General features: G+C 37.5%; 18 protein-coding genes. 12 read left to right on the top strand and 6 right to left on the bottom strand.

The window, feature by feature from the left end:
- The first annotated feature begins 662 nt into the window (after window positions 1-662).
- The 4 genes from GQR59_RS12475 (at window position 663) to cdd (ending at window position 3,794) form a co-directional block, all read left to right on the top strand.
- Entirely contained in the window at window positions 663-878 is a 216-nt protein-coding gene (locus GQR59_RS12475) for a TIGR02450 family Trp-rich protein (protein ID WP_160065161.1), read from the top strand.
- 180 nt (window positions 879-1,058) lie between these two features.
- Window positions 1,059-2,045, top strand: coding sequence for a YheT family hydrolase (locus GQR59_RS12470; RefSeq protein WP_160063194.1), 987 nt, complete (start codon window positions 1,059-1,061; stop codon window positions 2,043-2,045).
- A gap of 534 nt (window positions 2,046-2,579) precedes the next feature.
- Window positions 2,580-3,338: a uridine phosphorylase gene (gene udp, locus GQR59_RS12465; RefSeq protein ID WP_160063192.1), complete on the top strand. Its 759-nt coding sequence runs from the start codon at window positions 2,580-2,582 to the stop codon at window positions 3,336-3,338.
- 48 nt (window positions 3,339-3,386) lie between these two features.
- Window positions 3,387-3,794: a cytidine deaminase gene (gene cdd, locus GQR59_RS12460; protein WP_160063190.1), complete on the top strand. Its 408-nt coding sequence runs from the start codon at window positions 3,387-3,389 to the stop codon at window positions 3,792-3,794.
- 153 nt (window positions 3,795-3,947) lie between these two features.
- Here the strand turns inward: cdd and GQR59_RS12455 are convergent, their stop codons facing one another.
- On the bottom strand, window positions 3,948-5,309 hold the full coding sequence (locus tag GQR59_RS12455) for a hypothetical protein (RefSeq protein ID WP_201288103.1): 1,362 nt from the start codon (window positions 5,307-5,309) through the stop codon (window positions 3,948-3,950).
- 417 nt (window positions 5,310-5,726) lie between these two features.
- Here GQR59_RS12455 and tal point away from each other — a divergent pair, with 417 nt between their 5' ends.
- The 8 genes from tal (at window position 5,727) to add (ending at window position 14,886) form a co-directional block, all read left to right on the top strand.
- Window positions 5,727-6,677: a transaldolase gene (gene tal / locus GQR59_RS12450; RefSeq protein WP_160063188.1), complete on the top strand. Its 951-nt coding sequence runs from the start codon at window positions 5,727-5,729 to the stop codon at window positions 6,675-6,677.
- A gap of 157 nt (window positions 6,678-6,834) precedes the next feature.
- Window positions 6,835-8,091: a NupC/NupG family nucleoside CNT transporter gene (locus tag GQR59_RS12445; RefSeq protein WP_160063186.1), complete on the top strand. Its 1,257-nt coding sequence runs from the start codon at window positions 6,835-6,837 to the stop codon at window positions 8,089-8,091.
- Window positions 8,092-8,254: 163 nt separating this feature from the next.
- Window positions 8,255-9,028 carry a deoxyribose-phosphate aldolase gene (deoC, locus tag GQR59_RS12440; protein WP_160063184.1) on the top strand — a complete coding sequence of 258 codons (774 nt, stop codon included), beginning with the start codon at window positions 8,255-8,257 and terminating at the stop codon, window positions 9,026-9,028.
- Window positions 9,028-10,275, top strand: coding sequence for a phosphopentomutase (locus GQR59_RS12435; RefSeq protein ID WP_160063182.1), 1,248 nt, complete (start codon window positions 9,028-9,030; stop codon window positions 10,273-10,275). The genes deoC and GQR59_RS12435 overlap by 1 nt, the downstream gene beginning before the upstream one ends.
- A gap of 18 nt (window positions 10,276-10,293) precedes the next feature.
- A complete protein-coding gene (deoD, locus tag GQR59_RS12430) occupies window positions 10,294-11,004 on the top strand; it encodes a purine-nucleoside phosphorylase (protein WP_160063180.1) in 711 nt (236 codons plus the stop codon).
- Window positions 11,005-11,183: 179 nt separating this feature from the next.
- Entirely contained in the window at window positions 11,184-12,023 is an 840-nt protein-coding gene (locus GQR59_RS12425; protein WP_160063178.1) for a nucleoside-specific channel-forming Tsx family protein, read from the top strand.
- Window positions 12,024-12,201: 178 nt separating this feature from the next.
- Complete coding sequence (deoA, locus tag GQR59_RS12420) at window positions 12,202-13,539, top strand: thymidine phosphorylase (protein ID WP_160065159.1); 1,338 nt, start codon at window positions 12,202-12,204, stop codon at window positions 13,537-13,539.
- A 345-nt stretch (window positions 13,540-13,884) separates the two neighbouring features.
- A complete protein-coding gene (gene add, locus GQR59_RS12415; protein WP_160063176.1) occupies window positions 13,885-14,886 on the top strand; it encodes an adenosine deaminase in 1,002 nt (333 codons plus the stop codon).
- Window positions 14,887-15,239: 353 nt separating this feature from the next.
- On the opposite strand, the gene GQR59_RS12410 is transcribed toward add, so the two are convergent.
- The 5 genes from GQR59_RS12410 to GQR59_RS12390 are packed head-to-tail and all read right to left on the bottom strand — an operon-like array spanning window position 15,240 to window position 20,559.
- On the bottom strand, window positions 15,240-16,037 hold the full coding sequence (locus tag GQR59_RS12410; RefSeq protein ID WP_160063174.1) for an ABC transporter ATP-binding protein: 798 nt from the start codon (window positions 16,035-16,037) through the stop codon (window positions 15,240-15,242).
- Complete coding sequence (locus GQR59_RS12405; protein ID WP_160063172.1) at window positions 16,034-16,912, bottom strand: ABC transporter ATP-binding protein; 879 nt, start codon at window positions 16,910-16,912, stop codon at window positions 16,034-16,036. The genes GQR59_RS12410 and GQR59_RS12405 overlap by 4 nt, the downstream gene beginning before the upstream one ends.
- Window positions 16,912-17,832, bottom strand: a complete 921-nt coding sequence (locus GQR59_RS12400) for an ABC transporter permease (protein WP_137297767.1) — start codon at window positions 17,830-17,832, stop codon at window positions 16,912-16,914. The genes GQR59_RS12405 and GQR59_RS12400 overlap by 1 nt, the downstream gene beginning before the upstream one ends.
- A gap of 55 nt (window positions 17,833-17,887) precedes the next feature.
- Window positions 17,888-18,955 (bottom strand): ABC transporter permease, encoded by a 1,068-nt coding sequence (locus GQR59_RS12395; protein WP_160063170.1) that lies wholly within the window; start codon window positions 18,953-18,955, stop codon window positions 17,888-17,890.
- Window positions 18,955-20,559: an ABC transporter substrate-binding protein gene (locus GQR59_RS12390; protein ID WP_160063168.1), complete on the bottom strand. Its 1,605-nt coding sequence runs from the start codon at window positions 20,557-20,559 to the stop codon at window positions 18,955-18,957. The genes GQR59_RS12395 and GQR59_RS12390 overlap by 1 nt, the downstream gene beginning before the upstream one ends.
- Between the last annotated feature and the right edge of the window lie 21 nt (window positions 20,560-20,580).

Raw genomic sequence — 20,580 nt, 5'->3', positions numbered from 1 at the left:
AATTCTGATTAATGAAATCAGAATTATATTTAAAATCATAAGGTATTATTTTTTACTAGTCAGTGACGTTAGTTTTGCGTAGTTCAAGGTTGATTATTGAAATAATGACTGGTTATTGATAGGTAATTTAACGCAGAAATCGGCGGAAATAGCGGTGTTGTATCGCTTTACTTATCCATCATTAAGGTTAGTTAGATTACGAGAAACAACTTATTCATTAGATTGCTTACTAACTAGACAAATGATTAATTAAATAACTCTATTTATCAAACACGCCTATTCACCAAATAACCTTATTAACCAACTCACTCAATTCATCAAAACTCATCAAGTCACTAGCCAACCAAGTTAGTCTCTTTAAGAGTTTCGTTGTTTAATATTTTTATTTTATTTTTTTTCTTCCTCAATTTTTTTATTAGGCCTGATCTCATTACTCATAAATTTCGTATTGTTTATATCAATCTGGATAAGTAAATGGTCTATTTAGGCGTTAGGGAAAATGCATAATAGCAAGGCGTTGATTGCAGTAACGAGTTATTCTCATTACAAAACCAACAACGAAGCTAAGATTCATTTTAACAAGAATAAATGACGAGATAATGACTTAGATTGGTATTAAATCATCGATAATATTGTTTTTTAACACACTGGGAGTATTCGCTATTAATAAAATTAATCCTAAAAAACTGCTTCGTAGTAAATGGACTGCAGTTAAGCCAATCAATAAAGAAAAGCATTTCTTAATTTCAGAAGTTGATTTTGATGAAGAAGGTGAGGTTATTCTGTGCTTATTAGAAGCGATTATATCACACCGAACAGCAGAGATTAATTGGCATGATTTAAAAGACACAGAACAATGGTTACAAGGTTGGAAGTAATACATATTATCTTTTAATAGGTTATTAACAGAGTCATTTATAATTAATGTCATTCCTTATATTTTAACTTGGCATTAAAAACGTTATTCTAAAGTTATTTATTTAGAAAACAGAACGGTTGCCTTGTCATTCGTTTAACTGCGTTTTGTAAGCTGACAAACTTAATGATCTTGGAGTCACATGGAACAATTTATACCGGCAAAAGGCCTTTCTAATAAACATTTACAATCTATATTGTCTAGTGCAGGTCCGCGTAAGTTCTTTGAAAAACGTCGCAGTGCTGAGTTATTAAAATCATCTCAACCAGAAATAATCACAACACCACAAGGTGTAAAATTACTTGGATCTTTTTCGAAAACAAAAATTGCACGTAAAGGTGTAGCGATTCTTTTACACGGTTGGGAAGGGTGTTCTGAATCTTTGTATATGTTATCCAATGGTCAAAAGTTATTAGATGATGGTTATGATGTATTTCGTTTAAATTTTCGAGACCATGGTGGTACGCAACATTTAAACAAAGATCTTTTTAATTCAATGCGTTTAGAAGAGGTTGTAGAGGCCGTAAAATACCTATGTCAAAAGCATGGTGGTTCACATAACTTATTGTGCGGATATTCTTTAGGTGGGAATTTTTGCTTACGTGTTGCAAACCTAGCTAAAGAACATAATATAAATCTCCATCAAGCGATTGCAATTTGCCCTTTATTGCACCCTCCAACGACAATGAATGAATTAAATAATGGCTTTTTTATTTATGAAAAGTACTTTGTTAAAAGATGGAAAAATTCGTTATTTAAAAAATTAAAACATCACAGTCATTTTACCTATGGTGAACAGCTTAAAAAGCTAAAAACATTAGATGAAATGAATGAGTTTTTTGTTATTGAACATACCGACTTTGATAGTACTCAGGAATATTTTGAAGGTTATTCAATATTGGGTGAGGGTTTAAGTAAGCTTGCCATTCCTACCACTATCATAACCTCTTCAGATGATCCTATGATCCCAGCTAAACAGTTAAATGACCTGTTTTCCTCAAAATGGTTAAAAATTGATTTACAGAAAAATGGCGGTCACTGTGCATTTATCCAAAACTGGAAGTTAGAAAGTTGGGCTAGTGAACGGGTTGTTTATCTGGCAAATAAGCAATATGAGAAACGTTTATAGTGTTAGTTTTCCTTTCAACTATTCATCTTAATTGTAAATTTATCTCTGTCTTTAGTATAAATTTTAATAAGTAAACTTAATCCAATCTTGTGATATTTAGCATTTTATTTTAAAGCTAAATATCACATTTTCTATTATTTTTAAGGTCATTTTCACTACAATTATTAAAGCACCTTTAAAATAACGCCCTAATAATTTACTTTATACTTTGTGTGAAATGAGTTTTTTTAAATGCTTAAATTTTACGTTCTATTTTGTTAAATCTTATGTAATTAAAACCTACGCTATCACCCCTTAAGAATGAAATATTTAAAAACCACATATTTTGTGCATAGAAAGTTTCTACTCAATTTTTTGACCATTGTGTCGATCTAGATCCCACTTTATTGTCTATTTACTAAATACACTGATTTTACTTTTTAAATATACGTCGTTAATTTTTAGTGTGATTAACAGGACGATTAACTTATAAATTAAGTATATTCAATAAAATAACCCGCGGCAGTATGACTGCCTTTTGAAAAGGAAAAGATTATGTCAGAGGTATTTCATTTAGGTTTAACCAAAGCGATGTTAGATGGTGCGACTTTAGCGATTGTACCGGGTGACCCTGAGCGTGTTAAACGTATTGCAGAATTAATGGATAATGCAACGTTTTTAGCAAGTCATCGTGAATATACGATATACCTAGCCTATATCGATTCTAAAGCTGTTGTTGTTTGTTCAACGGGCATTGGAGGTCCATCGACTTCTATCGCTGTGGAAGAACTTGCACAGCTAGGTGTTCGTACATTCTTGCGTATTGGTACTACTGGTGCAATTCAACCACATGTTAATGTCGGTGATGTAATTGTCACACAAGCATCGGTACGTTTAGATGGTGCAAGTTTACATTTTGCACCATTAGAATATCCTGCGGTTGCTGATTTTAATGCGACGACGGCGATGGTTGCTGCTTGTCGTGATGCGAATATTGAGCCTCATGTCGGGATCACCGCATCAAGTGATACTTTTTATCCGGGACAAGAGCGCTATGATACGGTTTCTGGCCGTGTTATTCGTCAGTTAAAAGGTTCGATGCAAGAGTGGCAAGAACTTGGTGTACTAAATTATGAGATGGAGTCATCTACCCTATTTACTATGTGTGCATCACAAGGTTGGGCTGCCGCTTGTGTTGCAGGAGTGATAGTTAACCGTACACAACAAGAAATACCAGATGAAGCAACGATGAAAAAAACAGAATCTCACGCGATTTCAATTGTTGTTGCTGCCGCTAAAAAATTATTAAAATAAAAATAATGAGCTATTAAAGTTCTGAGCTATAAAAACAGGGAATATAAAATGAAAAAAAATTACTTTAGCGAATTAAAAGTGTTACTAGATAACAGCTCTGCACCTTATTCAGGTTTTAATGTAGCTTCTGTTGTTGTCTGTAAAGATGGACGAGAGTTTAAAGGTGTCAATGTAGAATCTGCGGCTTACCCAACCACTATTTGTGCAGAACGTAACGCTATTTTCACTGCCGTTGCAGAAGGCATAAGTAAAGGTGATATACAAGAAGTGCATATTGCAGCTCGTAACGCTGAAAAACTGTTAGTAACAGCACATCCGTGTGGTTCATGCCGTCAAGTGATCGCAGAGCAATCCATGAATGATTGTTTAGTTTATAGTTACGAATCAGAGTCTGTATACACACAGAACACCATTGCAGATCTATTGCCTTTTGCTTTTTTAGGCGCTGAGCTTTAAAGCTTAATATCCTTAGTTAGAAGCATTAGAACAGTAGTACTTGTCCTATGCTTCTAACTTCTAACCCTTACTGCATGTATTAAATCTTGAGCTTGACCGATCAAAAACACTTTTGGTTATCTGCACTATTACTTTTCTATATTTATCGAATACTCACTCGGTGTAATCACTCAAATAAATTGCTTCATTTAACAGCTCTGTTGCGGTTAATGGTGTTTCTATTAAACCAAATGACATTGCAGCGGTGTTGTTTTTATGAACCTGACAAAAATTAAATAACACACGATGAATTTCTGAAAAATTAGTAACAGTGTTAAAACTATTTAAACTTTTATTTAAATTTTGTTCTAAATAATTGTAATAACGGGTTAGATGTTCAGTATCATTCAAGCGAAAAGGAGCGTCATTTGTTGAGTTATTAGTAATAGATGAATAAGCACCAAGTTCAAAACTAAACCAACGGTCACTCCACCAACCTATTTTCTTATTGTTAAGTGTTTCTTGGTTATTTAAAAAGGGTAAATAATAATAAATATCTGCAGTACCGGTCTTAATTTCAGGGTAAGCGGACATCACAGCTGCTGCTCGAATACTACTTTCTAATTCGATGTAATGGCTGTAACGTTGGGTTTTTTGAATAAAAGCTCTTAATAGTAAAAAGTGAACATAAACGAGCTTATTGGGATAGAGCAAGTTGCAATGATTAATGGCCTTTATCTCACCAATTAATAATTTTTCAAAGTGCTTACGATATAAAGTCTGCTGATAATGCTGTTTAATTTCATTCTCGACGTTGTTAGCATGAGTATCTTTAATAATGGTATCTTCACAGGTATTGTAAATATCTTGATCAAGTAACTTTTGTTTGGTTAGGTTATTGGTTTGTAATAAAATATAACCGCTATCAGCCTCTCCAGTGAGCAGCGTATAGAAACCACGTTTATGATGTAAATGCAGAACTTTACCTTCAGTTTGTAATGCAATATATTCTCGCTTCATCACATCTTGTTCTTTTAAACGACTATAATTAGTCAATAAAAGTGATAATTTTTCAAGATAGAAATAATAAAGCCGTGCAGATAATCCTGTTTTTCTAATGGCTACATTGATATCTAAATTATCAATAATCGTTTGCAATACTGCTCTAATCGCATCAATATTTTTGTGTTTACCTAAGCTATATATTCGATTGCAATTTGTGCACTTTAAACGTTGTGTTCCTGCGCCTGTAAAACCATGTAATTTTGCGCCATTTTTATCGTTAAAAAAGAAGTATTGGTAACAATGTTTACAGTGGGTAATTTTCCTGGCGAAATGAAAAGCAAGTTTTTCTTTTTGGATATTTTCAATTAATTCGTTATTGATCCAGGGTGGATTGCTCCCACAAGCCTTACATTCAACTGAAAGGTAGCCTAAGCGTCTACTTTTATAAACATAGTCTTCACTTCCATTTACACCGAAATTTTTGCAACTTATTGTTTTACAACAATTAAAATCATATCTCATACCAAACATAATGCTCACCTCTTAAGTACCACTTTAACATAAACAACATATTTTGTTAGTACCAGTAAATGCAAAGATTCCAATGTTAAATCTAGTGATCTAGATCTCATTTTAAGATGGTTCGAATCCCTAGAATTTGTTAATAACGAAATGGCCAGAAAGAAAGAGTCAAGAAAAATGTTGGCGTTGTTTGCAGATAAATTTTAGAGATACTGGTCAGTTTTTTCAACCTTATCTTCATTAATTAAATTACATAATAAAACATTTTTTGAATTTTTTGGGGAGTGTTGAGGTTGATTTGGTTTAATCACCTAGCAACGTTAACTTATCCCTTTTTTTATCGTCACAATCTCTTTTATAAAAAGATGAGATGCCTTCTAAGTTGTTTCAGCTTGTTAAGGATCAATAGAGTGAAAGGAAGTAAATATGCAAAGTAAATTAGAGCAGTTACGCAAAGTAACAACCGTTGTTGCAGATACCGGTGATATTGAAGCAATTAAACAATATCAACCTGAAGATGCAACAACTAATCCATCACTTATCTTAAAAGCGGCAACCATCGAAGCCTATGCTCCACTAATCGAAAATGCTATCGATTATGCAAAAAATCAAAGTGCAGACAAGCAACAACAAGTAGAAATTGCTTGTGACATGTTAGCTGTCAACATCGGTAAAGAGATTTTAAAAACAATACCTGGACGTATTTCTACCGAAGTTGATGCGCGTCTTTCTTATGACACCGATGCAAGCTTAGCGAAAGCACGTCAACTGATAAAAATGTATAACGATGCAGGAGTAAACAATGATCGTATCTTAATCAAGCTAGCGGCTACTTGGAATGGTATTCAGGCCGCTAAAGTGCTTGAAAAAGAGGGGATTAACTGTAATCTCACGCTGCTTTTTTCATTCGCTCAAGCACAGGCTTGTGCTGAAGCCAATGTATTTTTAATTTCACCATTTGTTGGTCGCATTATGGATTGGTACAAAGCAAAACAGGGAACTGATTTTTCTGCTGCTGAAGACCCTGGTGTATTGTCAGTTTCTAAAATTTATGATTACTACAAAGCACACGATTACAAAACGGTTGTGATGGGCGCAAGTTTCAGAAATATCGGTGAAATTTTAGAGCTTGCTGGTTGTGACCGATTAACGATTAGCCCGCAGTTATTACAAGAGTTAAGTGAATCTGAAGGAGCAGTTGAAACAAAACTGTTTTCAGATGTAGACATAAAAGCTGCACCTGTTCCGTTAACGGAAGCTGAGTTTTTATGGGCACATCATCAAGATCCAATGGCTATTGAAAAATTAGCGGAAGGTATTCGCAATTTTGCTATTGATCAAAATAAATTAGAAACCATGATTATGGAAAAATTATAAACAGGGTTTAAAAATTTGGTTTGTTACGGAAAACAACAAACCAACCAATATTCGAATATATCGGATTATACATGCCTGGGTTGGCCAGGATAATAGATGAAGATGGCTGTTGGGTTATTCTTCAGTCAAATTGACATAAATGAAATGGAGTACAAATATGCAAATCATCATGGGCCTAGTAGGGATTATTTCCTTGCTGTTAATTGCTTTTATTTTTTCTAAGCATAAAAAATCAATTAATTACCGTACTGTTGGTGGTGCTTTCGCGATACAAGCAATTATACCTGCTTTTGTTATATTTACTCCGTGGGGCGCATCTTTCCTACAGGGTATTTCAGGTGCAGTTCAAGGTGTCATTAATAGTGCCAACGCTGGTGTTAGCTTCCTATTTGGTGGTTTAGTCTCTGGTAAAATGTTTGAAGTATTTGGCGGTGGCGGTTTTGTCTTTGCTTTTAAAGTACTCCCTATCATTATCTTCTTCGCGTCATTTATGGCCGTTTTATACTACCTAGGCATTATGCAATTTATCATCAAAATTTTTGGTGGTGCCTTACAGAAAATGTTAGGTACAAGTCGTACTGAATCAATGTCTGCTGCCGCTAACGTCTTTGTTGGTCAAACTGAAGCGCCATTAGTCGTTAAACCTTATATTAAACATATGACTCGTTCTGAATTGTTCGCTGTTATGTGTGGTGGTCTAGCTTCGGTAGCGGGTTCTGTACTAGTAGGCTATGCATCGCTAGGTGTTAGTCTTGAATACTTAATCGCAGCTTCTTTCATGGCAGCTCCTGGTGGCCTATTAATGGCAAAAATACTAGAGCCAGAAACTGAAACTGCAAAAGAATTATCTGTTGAAGAACTAGCGGCAGATGCAGACGAAGATAAACCAGTTAATGTTATTGACGCTGCAGCATCAGGTGCTTCTTCAGGTCTTAAATTAGCATTAAATGTAGGTGCAATGTTAATTGCGTTCATCGCATTAATTGCATTAATCAATACTATCTTAGGTGCATTTGGTGACGTTATTGGTATTCAAGCATTAACACTTGAACAAATTTTAGGTTATGTATTTGCGCCAATCGCTTTCTTAATTGGTATCCCATGGTCTGAAGCCGTAGTTGCTGGCAGTCTTTTAGGTCAAAAATTAGTTGTGAATGAGTTTGTTGCATACATTAACTTCATGGGTGTTAAAGATGCATTAAGTGAACATTCTCAGGTGATCATTACTGTTGCACTATGTGGTTTTGCTAACTTATCATCAATGGCAATTTTATTAGGTGGTCTAGGTGTATTAGCACCTTCACGCCGCCCTGATATTGCACGTCTAGGTTTAAAAGCGGTAATGGCTGGTACATTATCTAACTTAATGAGCGCAACATTAGTCGGTATTTTCTTTGCATTAAGCATTGCATAATATTGTTTAAGTAATAACGAATACAACTATTGAGGTGCTCGTAATGAGCCCTCAATTATTCTTTCTTTTAGGTTTTAGCATTTACGTTTAGCCTTATAAACATAAATGCTAAACCCTAAGTGCTGAACTTTTATAGTAACAATGAAATCAAAGGATTTTTAAAATGAGTGATTTACAACAAGCATCGCGTCAAGCAATTCATTTGATGGATTTAACTACGCTTAATGATAACGATACAGACCAAAAAGTCATTGAATTATGTAAACAAGCAAACAGTGCGGCAGGTTACACCGCCGCTGTTTGTATTTACCCTCGCTTTATTCCTATCGCGCGTAAAACATTAAAAGCACAAAATACAGCCGCTATTAAAATCGCAACGGTTACCAACTTCCCGCACGGTAATGATGATATTGAAATTGCTGTTGCTGAAACCAAAGCGGCTGTTGCTTATGGCGCAGACGAAGTTGATTTAGTTTTTCCATACCGTGCACTGATTGCTGGTAATGCAACTGTGGGTGAAGAGATGGTTAAAGCTTGCCGTGAAGTTTGTGGCCAAGAAGTCACATTAAAAGTGATCATCGAAACGGGCGAATTAAAAACACCTGAGTTGATTGAACAAGCAAGCTTGATCTGTATTGAAGCGGGTGCTGATTTTATTAAAACATCAACAGGAAAAGTACCTGTTAATGCAACATTAGAAGCAACTGAAGTAATGATTGGCGCGATTAAAAAATCGGGCAAAAACGTTGGTTTTAAAGCCGCTGGTGGTGTGAAAGATGCACAAGCTGCAAATGATTATATGCAGCTAGCTCGTGACATTATGGGCGACGACTGGGTTAATGCCGAACATTTCCGTTTTGGCGCTTCAAGTTTGTTAGCAAGCTTATTATCTGAGCTTAATTTAGCTGACAAACCTGTTGAGACAGGAGGTTACTAATGAAACGTACTATTTTTTTATTACTTGATTCTTTAGGCATAGGCGCAAGCCATGATGCTGATAAATTTGAAGGTAGTTTAGCAGACGGCACCGTATTTAATGATGTTGGCGCTAACACTTTCGGTAGCATTGCTAAACTTTGTGCGGCAGGAGAAGCTGATATTGGACGTAAAGGTCCTTTGTTTATTCCTAACCTAACTAAGTTAGGACTGGCGCATGCTTGTCAAGGTAGTTCAGGTGAGTTCCCGATGGGGTTAGACGAATCTATTGTACCAATATCTGCTTATGGCCATGCTCAAGAAATTTCTACTGGTAAAGATACACCAAGTGGACATTGGGAAATAACCGGCGCTCCTGTTTTATATGAGTGGGGCTACTTTAAATCTAAAGAAAACAGTTTCCCGCAAGCGTTATTGGACGCGATTGTTGAACGTTCAGGTATTTCTGGTTATTTAGGTAACTGTCATTCATCAGGTACGGTTATTTTAGATGAGCTTGGTGAAGAGCATATCAAAACGGGTAAACCTATTTTCTATACATCAAGCGATAGTGTTTTTCAGATTGCTTGCCATGAAGAAACGTATGGTTTAGAGCGCTTATATGAACTATGTGAAATAGCGCGCGAATTACTAGAGCCATATAACATTGGCCGTGTTATCGCGCGCCCATTCTCAGGTGAAAAAGCGGGTGAGTTTGCTCGTACTGGTAATCGTCATGATTACTCTGTATTACCGCCTTCAGAGACACTACTTGACCGTATGAAAAATGCGGGTGGAGAAGTGGTTAGTATTGGTAAAATTTCTGACATATTTGCCGCGCAAGGTATTACGCAAGCCATTAAAGCTAATGGTCTTGAAGCATTATTTGATGCAACGTTACAGTCATTAAAAGAGGCGAAAAAAGAAACCATTATTTTTACGAACTTTGTAAATTTTGATGCAGACTTTGGTCATCGACGTAATGTGGCAGGTTATGCTGCAGCACTTGAATATTTTGATACACGTTTACCGGAAATGCTTGAGTTAATGGATAAAGATGACTTATTAGTATTATCGGCGGATCACGGTTGTGACCCTACATGGCCTGGTTCAGACCATACCCGTGAACATATCCCGGTTATCTTCTACGGAGAAAGTATCCCTGCAGGTTCTGTCGGTCTTCGAGATACATTTGCCGATATTGGTCAAACAATCGCAGAATATCACCAGTTACCGGATCTTGAATATGGTAAAAGTATTTTTAAATAAATTTTTGGAGAAATAAAGATGGCAACACCACATATTAACGCAGTCGACGGCGCATTTGCAGAAACAGTATTAATGCCTGGCGACCCACTACGCGCAAAGTACATTGCAGACAACTTTTTAGAAGATGTAGTGCAAGTAACTGATGTACGTAACATGTTAGGTTTTACTGGTACTTACAAAGGTAAGAAAATATCAGTAATGGGAAGTGGTATGGGCATTCCTTCTTGCTCAATTTATGCAACGGAACTGATTAAAGATTACGGCGTTAAAAGCATTATCCGTGTAGGTAGTTGTGGTGCTGTTAGTCCTGATATCAAAGTGCGTGATGTGATCATCGGTATGGGGGCTTCTACAGACTCAAAAGCAAACCGCATTCGTTTTGCTAACCATGATTTCGCGGCTATCGCGAGTTACGAGCTATTAGAAAAAGCAGTTAATGCAGCTCGTGCACACGGTATTAAAGCACAAGTAGGGAATATCTTTTCTGCTGATACTTTCTACACACCTGAACCAGAAGTATTCGATACACTAGAAAAATACAATATTTTAGGTGTAGAAATGGAAGCTGCTGGTTTATATGGCGTTGCTGCTGAGTACGGCGCAAAAGCATTATGTATTTTAACCGTATCGGATCATATCCGCACTGGTGAACAACTATCTTCTGATGAGCGTCAAACGAGCTTTAATGAGATGGTACTAATCGCACTTGATTCTGTAGTTGCAGAATAAAGAGGTGTGAAAAAAGACCTGACTTTGAAGTTGATTTTATAGCGTAAATGTCAGGCATTTTGTATTCACTACATAGTGTGCGCGACAGTGAATGCAAAATTTTATCATTGAGTTTTGGAAATACTTTAGTATTTAAAATTATCATTTAGCATTTTTTACTTTTAAAAAGGAATTTAACAATGAAAAAAACATTACTAGCACTTGGATTAGCAGCTGCAATGCCTACTTTCGCAGCCGATTACACGGACGGTGACACGCACAAGAATGATTACAAATGGATACAAGGTAACTTAATGTATTCTATCGATGAAGCTCCGCGTATTAAAGGTGCTGATGAAGACTCTCATGATTATTTTGAGCTTGAGTTTGGTGGTCGTGCTGGAATATTAGATTATTATGGATATGTTGATTTTTTCAATCTAACAAACAGTGAAAATTCAGATAAAGCTGACGGTTCAAGTAGAATGTTTGCAAAACTTTCTCCTCGTTTTTCTTTAGATGGTATTACTGGTAAAGATTTATCATTTGGTCCAGTTCAAGAAGTTTATCTTGCGGCACTGTTTAATATTGGTGGTGGTTCAATTTCTACTACTGCCAATGATGGAAATGGCGACTTATATAACGCATTTGTCGGTGTTGGGTCTGATGTGAACGTGCCATGGTTAGGTAAAGTCGGATTAAATGCTTATGCTCTTTATGATGTAAATCTAAAAGACTGGAATGGTTATCAAATATCGGCAAATTGGTTTAAACCTTTTTACTTTTTAGAGAATGGTTCATTCTTCGCTTACCAAGGTTACTTTGATTACCAATTTGCTTTAAAAGATGAGTACTCTACTTCAAGTAATGGTGGAGCTTGGTTTAACGGTATTTACTGGCATTCAGATCGTTTTTCATTAGGTTATGGTCTTAAAGCTTATAAAGATGTTTACGGTATCAAAGATGGTGTTAACTTTGGTTTTGGCGAGTTCGAGTCAACTGGTTTCAGCCATTATTTTGCTGCTATTTATAAGTTCTAATAAATAATGCCTTTGCTTAATTTTATTAAGTAAATGTAGTTATTGCCTGCAGCATAGTGGCTGTGTTGCAGGTATTCTCCTCTTCCCTCATTACGTCCTAAGTTATTTGTAAATATTAACTATTCACAAATCATTTAGTGATATCTAACTATCTCTTTATTATCGGAGTTTGTATATGATCCTAGTCCCCCAAGAAATCATCCGCCATAAACGTGATGGAAAAATTTTAACTAACCAAGAAATTAACTTCTTTATACAAGGTATTACCGACAATAGCATCAGTGAAAGCCAAATCGCTGCCTTTGCGATGGCTATCTATTTTCAAGATATGAATATGGATGAACGAGTCGCTTTAGCATCTGCAATGCGTGATTCCGGTGAAGTCCTAGATTGGTCTTCATTGAACTTAAATGGGCCTATCGTAGATAAACACTCAACCGGTGGCGTAGGCGATGTTACTTCTTTAATGTTAGGGCCAATGGTTGCTGCTTGTGGCGGTTATGTACCGATGATTTCTGGACGGGGTTTAGGTCATACGGGAGGTACTCTCGATAAGTTAGATGCAATTCCTGGTTATCAAACCACAGTGACTAACCAGCATTTTAGAGACGTTGTAAAAACAACAGGTGTGGCGATTATAGGGCAAAGTGCAAACTTAGCGCCTGCTGATAAACGTTTTTACGCAACGCGAGACATTACCGCAACGGTTGAATCCATTCCATTGATCACTGCTTCTATTTTATCAAAAAAACTAGCGGCAGGGTTAGATGCGTTAGTCATGGATGTAAAAGCTGGCAGCGGTGCTTTTATGCCCACTTATGAACAATCACAGCAGCTTGCTAATAGCATTGTTGCCGTCGCAAATGGTGCTGGCTGTAAAACCTCTGCTTTAATTACTAATATGGATCAAGTACTAGCAAGTAGTGCGGGTAACGCTGTTGAAGTGAAAGAAGCGGTGCAATTTTTAACTGGTGAATACGTCAATCCAAGATTACATGAAGTGACGATGTCGCTGTGTGCTGAAATGTTGGTATCAGCACATTTAGCTGACAATACACAACAAGCACATATCAAGTTACAAGCTGTATTGGATAATGGTAAAGCCGCTGAACTATTTGGTAAAATGGTGTCAGGTCTTGGTGGCCCAACTGATTTCGTTGAAAATTACGATGATCACTTAATTAAGTCTGCTATTATTCGACCTATCTACAGTACACAAACTGGTTATGTTAGTGCAATTGATGCGCGCGAAGTTGGTATGTCCGTGGTTAACATGGGCGGTGGACGCCGAGTGGCGGCTGATAGTATCGACTTTGCAGTAGGGTTAAGTGAGTTAATCAGTATTGGAGATAAAATCGATGCACAAACTCCTATTGCTATGGTACATGCTCAAACAGAGCAGCAGTTTATGGAAACACAAAAGAACGTGTTAAATGCAATCCATTGTGCAGATAAAAAAGTAGCTGTTGAGCCACAAGTATACGAAGTTATTCGCCCTGATGCTGCTGATTCTTAAAAGTAGTACTAAACTATAACTAATCAAGTTATAGCAAGTAAGGTGATATAAAATGGTAAGGCGATACAAAACTAATTTAAAAATAAAGGCGATTTTTATGGTCTTTAATAAAATATTTTTTGCTGCTAATGAACAGTTAAACTTCAATGATAAACTGTCAACAACATATTATGTTAACTAACTTAAAATATGTTTTAAATGTAGATTTATTAAAGATTTGCCAGTAACAAAAATAATTACACTCTTTATACTAGTGAGATTCAAGCTACCTTATTTTGTAACCTCGGAAATTGCATTTTAAGGTGGCTTGAGTTCCATTAGGGTTTCAATACAAAGGAATAAAAAATGATCACTAACAATTTACCTCTAACTGATATACATCGACATTTAGATGGCAATATTCGTATTGAAACCATTTTACAATTAGGCCAAAAATTTAATTTAACATTACCTGCAACGAGCATTGAAGCATTGCGTCCATTTGTGCAAGTTATTGAAGCTGAACCTAATTTAGTTGCTTTTTTATCAAAATTAGACTTAGGTGTTGCCGTTTTAGGGGACTTAGAAGCTTGTTATCAAGTCGCTTATGAAAACGTTGAAGATGCTAAAAATGCTCGTATTGATTATACGGAATTACGTTTCTCTCCATATTACATGGCGTTAAAGCATAACTTACCTGTTCAGGGCGTTGTTGAAGCAGTTGTCGCTGGTGTTGCTGCAGGTAGTAAAGACTTTAACGTTAAAACTAATTTAATCGGTATTATGAGTCGTTCTTACGGTACAGAAGCATGCCAAATTGAATTAGATGGGCTGCTTAGTCAAAAAGATAAATTAGTTGCTATCGATTTAGCGGGTGACGAATTAGGAAAACCTGGCGACTTATTTGTTAATCACTTTAAACAAGTACGTGATGCGGGCTTACGTGTAACTGTGCATGCTGGTGAAGCTGCTGGGCCTGAAAGTATATGGCAGGCAATTCAATCATTAGGTGCTGAGCGTATTGGTCACGGTGTAAAAGCAATCGAAGATCTTAAATTAATGGATTACCTTGTAGCAAACAATATTGGTATTGAGTCTTGTATCACTTCAAATATACAAACCAGTACTATTGCAGATATTACTCAACATCCTATTAAAAAATTCTTAAATCACGGTGTGATGGCATCACTTAATACTGATGACCCAGCAGTAGAAGGAATTGAATTACCATTTGAGTATGAAGTTGCCGCACCTAAAGCTGGTTTATCTCTTGAGCAAATAAAACAAGCACAAATTAATGGCTTAGACATCGCATTCTTATCAGCGGCTGAAAAACAAGCTTTGCGTGATATAGCGGCAAAACGTTAAGGCTTTAGCTTTTAATTTTTAGCTAAATATAAACAGGGGTAATTTGTTAACCCTGTTTATATTTTAAAGTTGCTTTTAATGTTCATTGCCATTGCATTTTTGTTGCATCAGCCTTTAATAACTACTTTTCTGGTAATGTATTCGCAAATAAAGCTTTTGATATCATGTTTTTAACCTTAGCCTGTTTATTCGTCTTAAAATCAACATAACAACAGACCCTGAGTTGGTTATTTAGGCTTCAATAACTGTCATCTCCCAAAACTTGATCAATACTCATCATAAACTTATCTTTTAGTCATATTTTTCTGGATCATAACGATTTGTCCATTGCCTGCTCATAGTAATTTAACATATCAATCATGGTCGATAAATTGCTCAATGACTTCTCGATTATAACCCTTTGAAGCTAAATTAAGTTGCAAAGTATAGGGGTCTTTAGCGCTAGTTTTTCCTTGTTGATCGACCTGTAAAAGTTCGACTAATTTACCATGCTGCATCACTGCAATTTGCTCACACATATAAGAAACAACCGCTAAATCATGACTCACTAACACATAAGTTAACGATAACTCTTCACGTAATTGATTTAATAAATTGAGGATCTCAGCCTGTATGGAAACATCGAGTGCAGAGGTCGGTTCATCGAGTAATAAAATTTTAGGTTCTAAAATTAAGGCGCGGGCAATGGCGACACGTTGACGTTGACCACCTGATAGTTGATGCGGATAACGAAATCGAAATTTATTCGGTAGGGCAACTTGATCCATCACCTTTGCGATACGTTGTTCTGTTTCTTTAAACCCATGAATCGCAAGTGGTTCTGCCAGAATTTTATCGATGGTATGACGTGGGTGAAGTGATGCATAGGGATCTTGGAATACCATCTGTACTTTTTTATAAAAAGCTTTATTGCGTTTGCTTTGTAAGGCTTCACCTTCCAGTAACATCTGTCCATTACAATGCGTATTTAATCCGGCAAGTGCACGTAAAATAGTTGATTTTCCCGATCCTGACTCACCGACCAATCCAAAGGATTGTTGAGCTGGCACGTTAAAAGAAACATGATTGACGGCTTTTACTAATGCTTCACCGCTGCCAAAATGAATAGATAAGTCATTGATTGCAATGGCGTGTGTTTGTTGGCTGTTCATAGTAATTTACCCTGTGCATTTAAGGTTCCATTTAACCAACTATCTTGACGTTGCAATGTTGCTAAAGGTTGCCCTTTAATCGCGTTATTGGGTAAGCAGGAAAGCAACCCTTTTGTATAAGGATGTTGCGCTTGATCTAACTTACTGGCTTCGAGCTCTTCAACAATTCTTCCGGCATACATCACTAAGATACGATCGCAGAAACTCGCGACTAAAGGCAAGTCATGAGAAATTAAAATCAACCCCATCCCTCGCTCTTTGACCAGGTCATCCATAATCGCTAACACTTGCAATTGTACGGTTACATCTAATGCCGATGTCGGTTCATCAGCAATTAACAGGTCTGGGCTCGACAATAACATCATGGCAATCATAATACGTTGTCCCATGCCTCCCGATACTTCATGAGGATGGGCATTAAAAACCCGTTGCGGATTTCGGATACGAACGGCTTCAAGCATCTCAATACAGCGGGATATAGCTTGTTTCTTAGAAACCTTCATTTGGATTTGACAAGCTTCAATCATTTGCTTACCGATGGTCATTACCGGATTAAGTGAGTATTTAGGATCTTGCATCACCATTGAAATACGTTTACCACGGATCTCTCGATAATCACGAGCGGACAAACCTTGTAAATCTACGCCATCAAAAAAGAGTTTTTCGGCGGTGACATTACCTGGGCTCAATCCTAATATAGCACGGCCTGTTTGTGATTTTCCTGAACCTGATTCACCTACAATGGCTATTTTCTCATGGCCCATTTTAAAAGAGATATCACGCACCGCATGAACTGAACCATGTACCGAGGGGAATTCAACATTGAGATTTTTCACTTCCAGTAAGTGATCATTGTTATTACCGATATAAGTCATTAATGTTGACCTCCTGATTTAGGATCTAAGACATCGCGTAGACCGTCACCAAGAAGGTTAAAGCCAAGTGCCACGGTAAAAATGGCAAGGCCAGGAAAAGTGGCTAACCACCAGTAACTGAGAATATAGTCGCGTCCTTCTGCAATCATTGCACCCCATTCAGGTGTTGGAGGCTGTGCACCTAAACCAAGGAAACCTAAACCAGCGGCGGTTAAAATAATGCCCGCCATATCTAAGGTGACGCGGACAATCAGTGACGATAAACATAGTGGCATGATATGGCCTGAAATTAATCGCCAATGACTTGCGCCTTGTAGTTTTGCCGCTGCTAAGTAATCGGTATTACGAATCGTTAATGTCTCGGCTCTGGCGAGTCGTGCGTAAGCGGGCCAAGAGGTGATTGCAATCGCGAAAATGGCCGACTCTAAACCTCGACCTAATGCTGCAGCGAGTGCTAATGCGAGCACTAATTTAGGAAAAGCGAGAAATACATCAGTAATACGCATTAATAAGATATCAACCCAACCACCAAAGTAGCCAGAAACAGTACCGATAATAAAGCCTAATATTGGGGCGGTGAAAATCACTAAGGCAACGATAACCAGTGTTATGCGGCTACCAATAACAATGCGACTAAACACATCGTTAGCTTGGCCATCGGTGCCAAACCAATGCTCAGCAGAGGGCGGTAGAAAACGCGCATTTTTAAGGGCGTCACCTGTTAGTCCACTGCTAATACCTTCGGGGGCAATATACGGGGCAAATAGCGCTATTAATAGCAGCGTAAGCACAATAACAAAACCAATCATAGCGAGAGGATTATGATAAAAGCGTAGCCAACCTAAATAGCCACGTCCAAATGCTGCTTGTGTTCTTGAATCTGGGTTTTCGGCTAACAGCCAACCTTTTAACTCCGTCATTTTTGAGAAACCTTGTTAGCACTTCTGGATGAGAAATGTTTAATAATATGCATGCTTATTTTACTCTCGGATCAAAGACTTTATAGAGCAAATCAGAGGTTAAATTTAACAGTATAAAAACGAAACCGATGACGATCGTGCCCCCAAGTACCGCATTCATATCTGCTGCGAGTAGGGCGTCGGTAATGTAACGGCCTAATCCCGGCCAAGAAAATACAATTTCTGTTAACACTGACCCTTCTAAGAGAGAAGCATAGGTCAGAGCGATAACAGTGATCAAAGGAACCCAAGCATTACCGAGTGCGTGTTTCCAAATAATAGCGGTTTCAGAAACCCCTTTTACCCGTGCAGTAATGACATATTCTTGATTAAGTTGATCAAGCATAAAAGATCGCGTCATACGGCTGAGGTAGGCAATACTGTAATAGGAAAGTAAAGAAGCAGGTAGAAGAATATGGGCAAAGGCATCTTTAAAGGCCCCCCAATCCTGTGCTAATACGGTATCGATTAATACCATATTGGTCACTTTCGGAAGCGTATATTCATACATCACACTGAGTCGACCTTCTGGTGCGGCAACCCAATCTAAATGTTGATAAAAAACAACAATGGCGATCATTGCTAGCCAAAATATCGGGGCACTATGTCCAATCAATCCAAAAATTCGAACCAGATTATCTTGCCATTTATTCTGATTGACGGCTGCAATGACTCCCATTGGAATACCAATTAGCATGCCAAAAATAGTGGCGAGGGTAGCCAGTTCTAGAGTTGCTGGAAAATAGTTAAGGATATCATCGGTGACTAAGTTTGCAGTACGGACAGAGGTACCTAAGTCGCCATGTAATACACCGTTAAGATAGTAGAAAAACTGCGTGATAATAGGTTTATCTAGCCCCATTTCAATATATGTGGCTTGATAGAGTGCTTCAGGTGCTTTATCACCAATCACAGCAATAACGGGATCCGTTGGCATCATTCGACCAATCACAAAGGTGAGTAATAATAAGCCGAAGAAAGTCATCGCCAACATGCTGAAAAAGTGGATGAATGGTTTTGCTTTTTTAGTATAAAAAGAAGAAAGGGCAGCCTGATAACTGCCCTTTGATAATGAACTTCCCATTATTTCTTCACAACGTCTTTGTAAGAGTTACTATCGAAGGATGGACCTAATACAAATCCATCGATGTTAGCGCGCACACCAGCCACTTCTTGTTCTTGCATAACAAAAGCGAAAGGTGCTGTTTGTTGATGTTCCTTTTGAATTGCTAAATACATCGCTGCACGTTTATCAGCATCGCGTTCGACTAACGCGGCAAGGGTATCTTTAGTCATTTGCTCGGGCGCGTAGGCATTACGCCAAGCGACTGGTTTTGATTTCGCATCATCGCTATTGTCTAAGTTCTTAGCAAAAGTATCTGCATTGGTATGTGGGTCTTGATAATCTGGGCCCCATGTGCCAAAGAATAGTTGATGTTTACGTGCACGGTATACCGTTAGAACCTGTTTACCATCCATAGGAATTAACTTAACCTTGATACCTACTTTAGCAAAGGTTGTTTGAATTGATTTTGCTGTATCGACACGTATAGGGCTGTTTCGAACGATTAACTCAACATCGAAACCATCAGGATAACCGGCTTCAGCTAATAAGCCTTTTGCTTTTTCAACATCTAATGAGAAAGGTTGATCTTCCAATGCACCAAGGAAACCTTTAGGTAGAAATGCCTGTTGTATTTGACCACGCCCATCCCAAACTGTATCTGCTAACCCTTTGTAATCGATTAGATATTTAAGCGCTTGCTGCACTTTAGGTTTAGCTAAGATAGGATCTTTCATATTCATTGAAAGGTAATAAAGCGTCCCTTTACCTTTTTTAATTAACTTAATCTCTTTATTATCTTCAACACTTTTTAACTGTTCGGTTTCGAGATTACGGGCAATATCAATATCGCCTTTCTCAAGTAATAATTGTTGAACGGAAGATTCACCAATATGACGAAGAAACACATTTTTCATTGCCGGAACACCATTCCAGTAATTTTGATTGGCACTTAATACAACAATCTCAGACGGCTTCCATTGCTCTACTTTGAAAGGGCCAGAACCAGCATAATGAGTACGTAACCAAGCAAGCCCCATGTCACCATCGACTGCATGTTTCATGACTTCTTCTTTATCTACAACAGACGCAATGGTTGCGGTTAAACAGTACAAAACGAAAGTTGGTGCGTAGGCTTTATCGGTTTCAAAGACGAGTGTATCTGCATCAATGGCTTTGACTTTGTCTTTTACATTGGTTTCGTTAAGACCAAATTGCGTTAATATAAAACCAGGCGCTTTATTGAGGATAACCGCACGTTGTAATGAAAATGCAGCATCTTCAGCGGTCATTTCATTACCGGAGGCGAATTTAATCCCTTTGCGAATTTTAAAAGTAAAGGTTTTACCATCTTCGCTGATTGTCCAACTTTCGGCTGCTTGGCCAAATATTTTTGAGACATCATTTGGATCGTAACTAATTAAACGATCGTAAGTATTACCGATAACTTCAGAGCCAGAAAATTCAAAGGCTTCCGCGCTATCTAACGTAATAATGTCATCGAATTGCCAGCCTACAACTAAAGAATCTTTAGGTGTCGCTGCTGATACCGTTCCTGTAGAAAGCGCAAGGGCTAAACTAGTCGCTCCCGCTAGATGGCGTGCTTTTTTAAAAAGTGACTTCATATTGTTATCTCCGTATTTCCT

The sequence above is a fragment of the Psychromonas sp. L1A2 genome, assembly GCF_009828855.1.
Lineage (GTDB): Bacteria > Pseudomonadota > Gammaproteobacteria > Enterobacterales > Psychromonadaceae > Psychromonas.
Note: the sequence above shows the minus strand (reverse complement) of the source record. Positions and strands in the feature narration are given on the sequence as shown.

Excerpts from the sequence above, each read along its gene's own strand:
- GQR59_RS12470 (WP_160063194.1), top strand. The coding sequence starts at position 1,059 with ATGGAACAATTTATACCGGCAAAAGGCCTTTCTAATAAACATTTACAA.
- udp (WP_160063192.1), top strand. The coding sequence starts at position 2,580 with ATGTCAGAGGTATTTCATTTAGGTTTAACCAAAGCGATGTTAGATGGT.
- cdd (WP_160063190.1), top strand. The coding sequence starts at position 3,387 with ATGAAAAAAAATTACTTTAGCGAATTAAAAGTGTTACTAGATAACAGC.
- GQR59_RS12455 (WP_201288103.1), bottom strand. The coding sequence starts at position 5,309 with ATGTTTGGTATGAGATATGATTTTAATTGTTGTAAAACAATAAGTTGC.
- tal (WP_160063188.1), top strand. The coding sequence starts at position 5,727 with ATGCAAAGTAAATTAGAGCAGTTACGCAAAGTAACAACCGTTGTTGCA.
- GQR59_RS12445 (WP_160063186.1), top strand. The coding sequence starts at position 6,835 with ATGCAAATCATCATGGGCCTAGTAGGGATTATTTCCTTGCTGTTAATT.
- deoC (WP_160063184.1), top strand. The coding sequence starts at position 8,255 with ATGAGTGATTTACAACAAGCATCGCGTCAAGCAATTCATTTGATGGAT.
- GQR59_RS12435 (WP_160063182.1), top strand. The coding sequence starts at position 9,028 with ATGAAACGTACTATTTTTTTATTACTTGATTCTTTAGGCATAGGCGCA.
- deoD (WP_160063180.1), top strand. The coding sequence starts at position 10,294 with ATGGCAACACCACATATTAACGCAGTCGACGGCGCATTTGCAGAAACA.
- GQR59_RS12425 (WP_160063178.1), top strand. The coding sequence starts at position 11,184 with ATGAAAAAAACATTACTAGCACTTGGATTAGCAGCTGCAATGCCTACT.
- add (WP_160063176.1), top strand. The coding sequence starts at position 13,885 with ATGATCACTAACAATTTACCTCTAACTGATATACATCGACATTTAGAT.
- GQR59_RS12410 (WP_160063174.1), bottom strand. The coding sequence starts at position 16,037 with ATGAACAGCCAACAAACACACGCCATTGCAATCAATGACTTATCTATT.
- GQR59_RS12405 (WP_160063172.1), bottom strand. The coding sequence starts at position 16,912 with ATGACTTATATCGGTAATAACAATGATCACTTACTGGAAGTGAAAAAT.
- GQR59_RS12400 (WP_137297767.1), bottom strand. The coding sequence starts at position 17,832 with ATGACGGAGTTAAAAGGTTGGCTGTTAGCCGAAAACCCAGATTCAAGA.
- GQR59_RS12395 (WP_160063170.1), bottom strand. The coding sequence starts at position 18,955 with ATGGGAAGTTCATTATCAAAGGGCAGTTATCAGGCTGCCCTTTCTTCT.
- GQR59_RS12390 (WP_160063168.1), bottom strand. The coding sequence starts at position 20,559 with ATGAAGTCACTTTTTAAAAAAGCACGCCATCTAGCGGGAGCGACTAGT.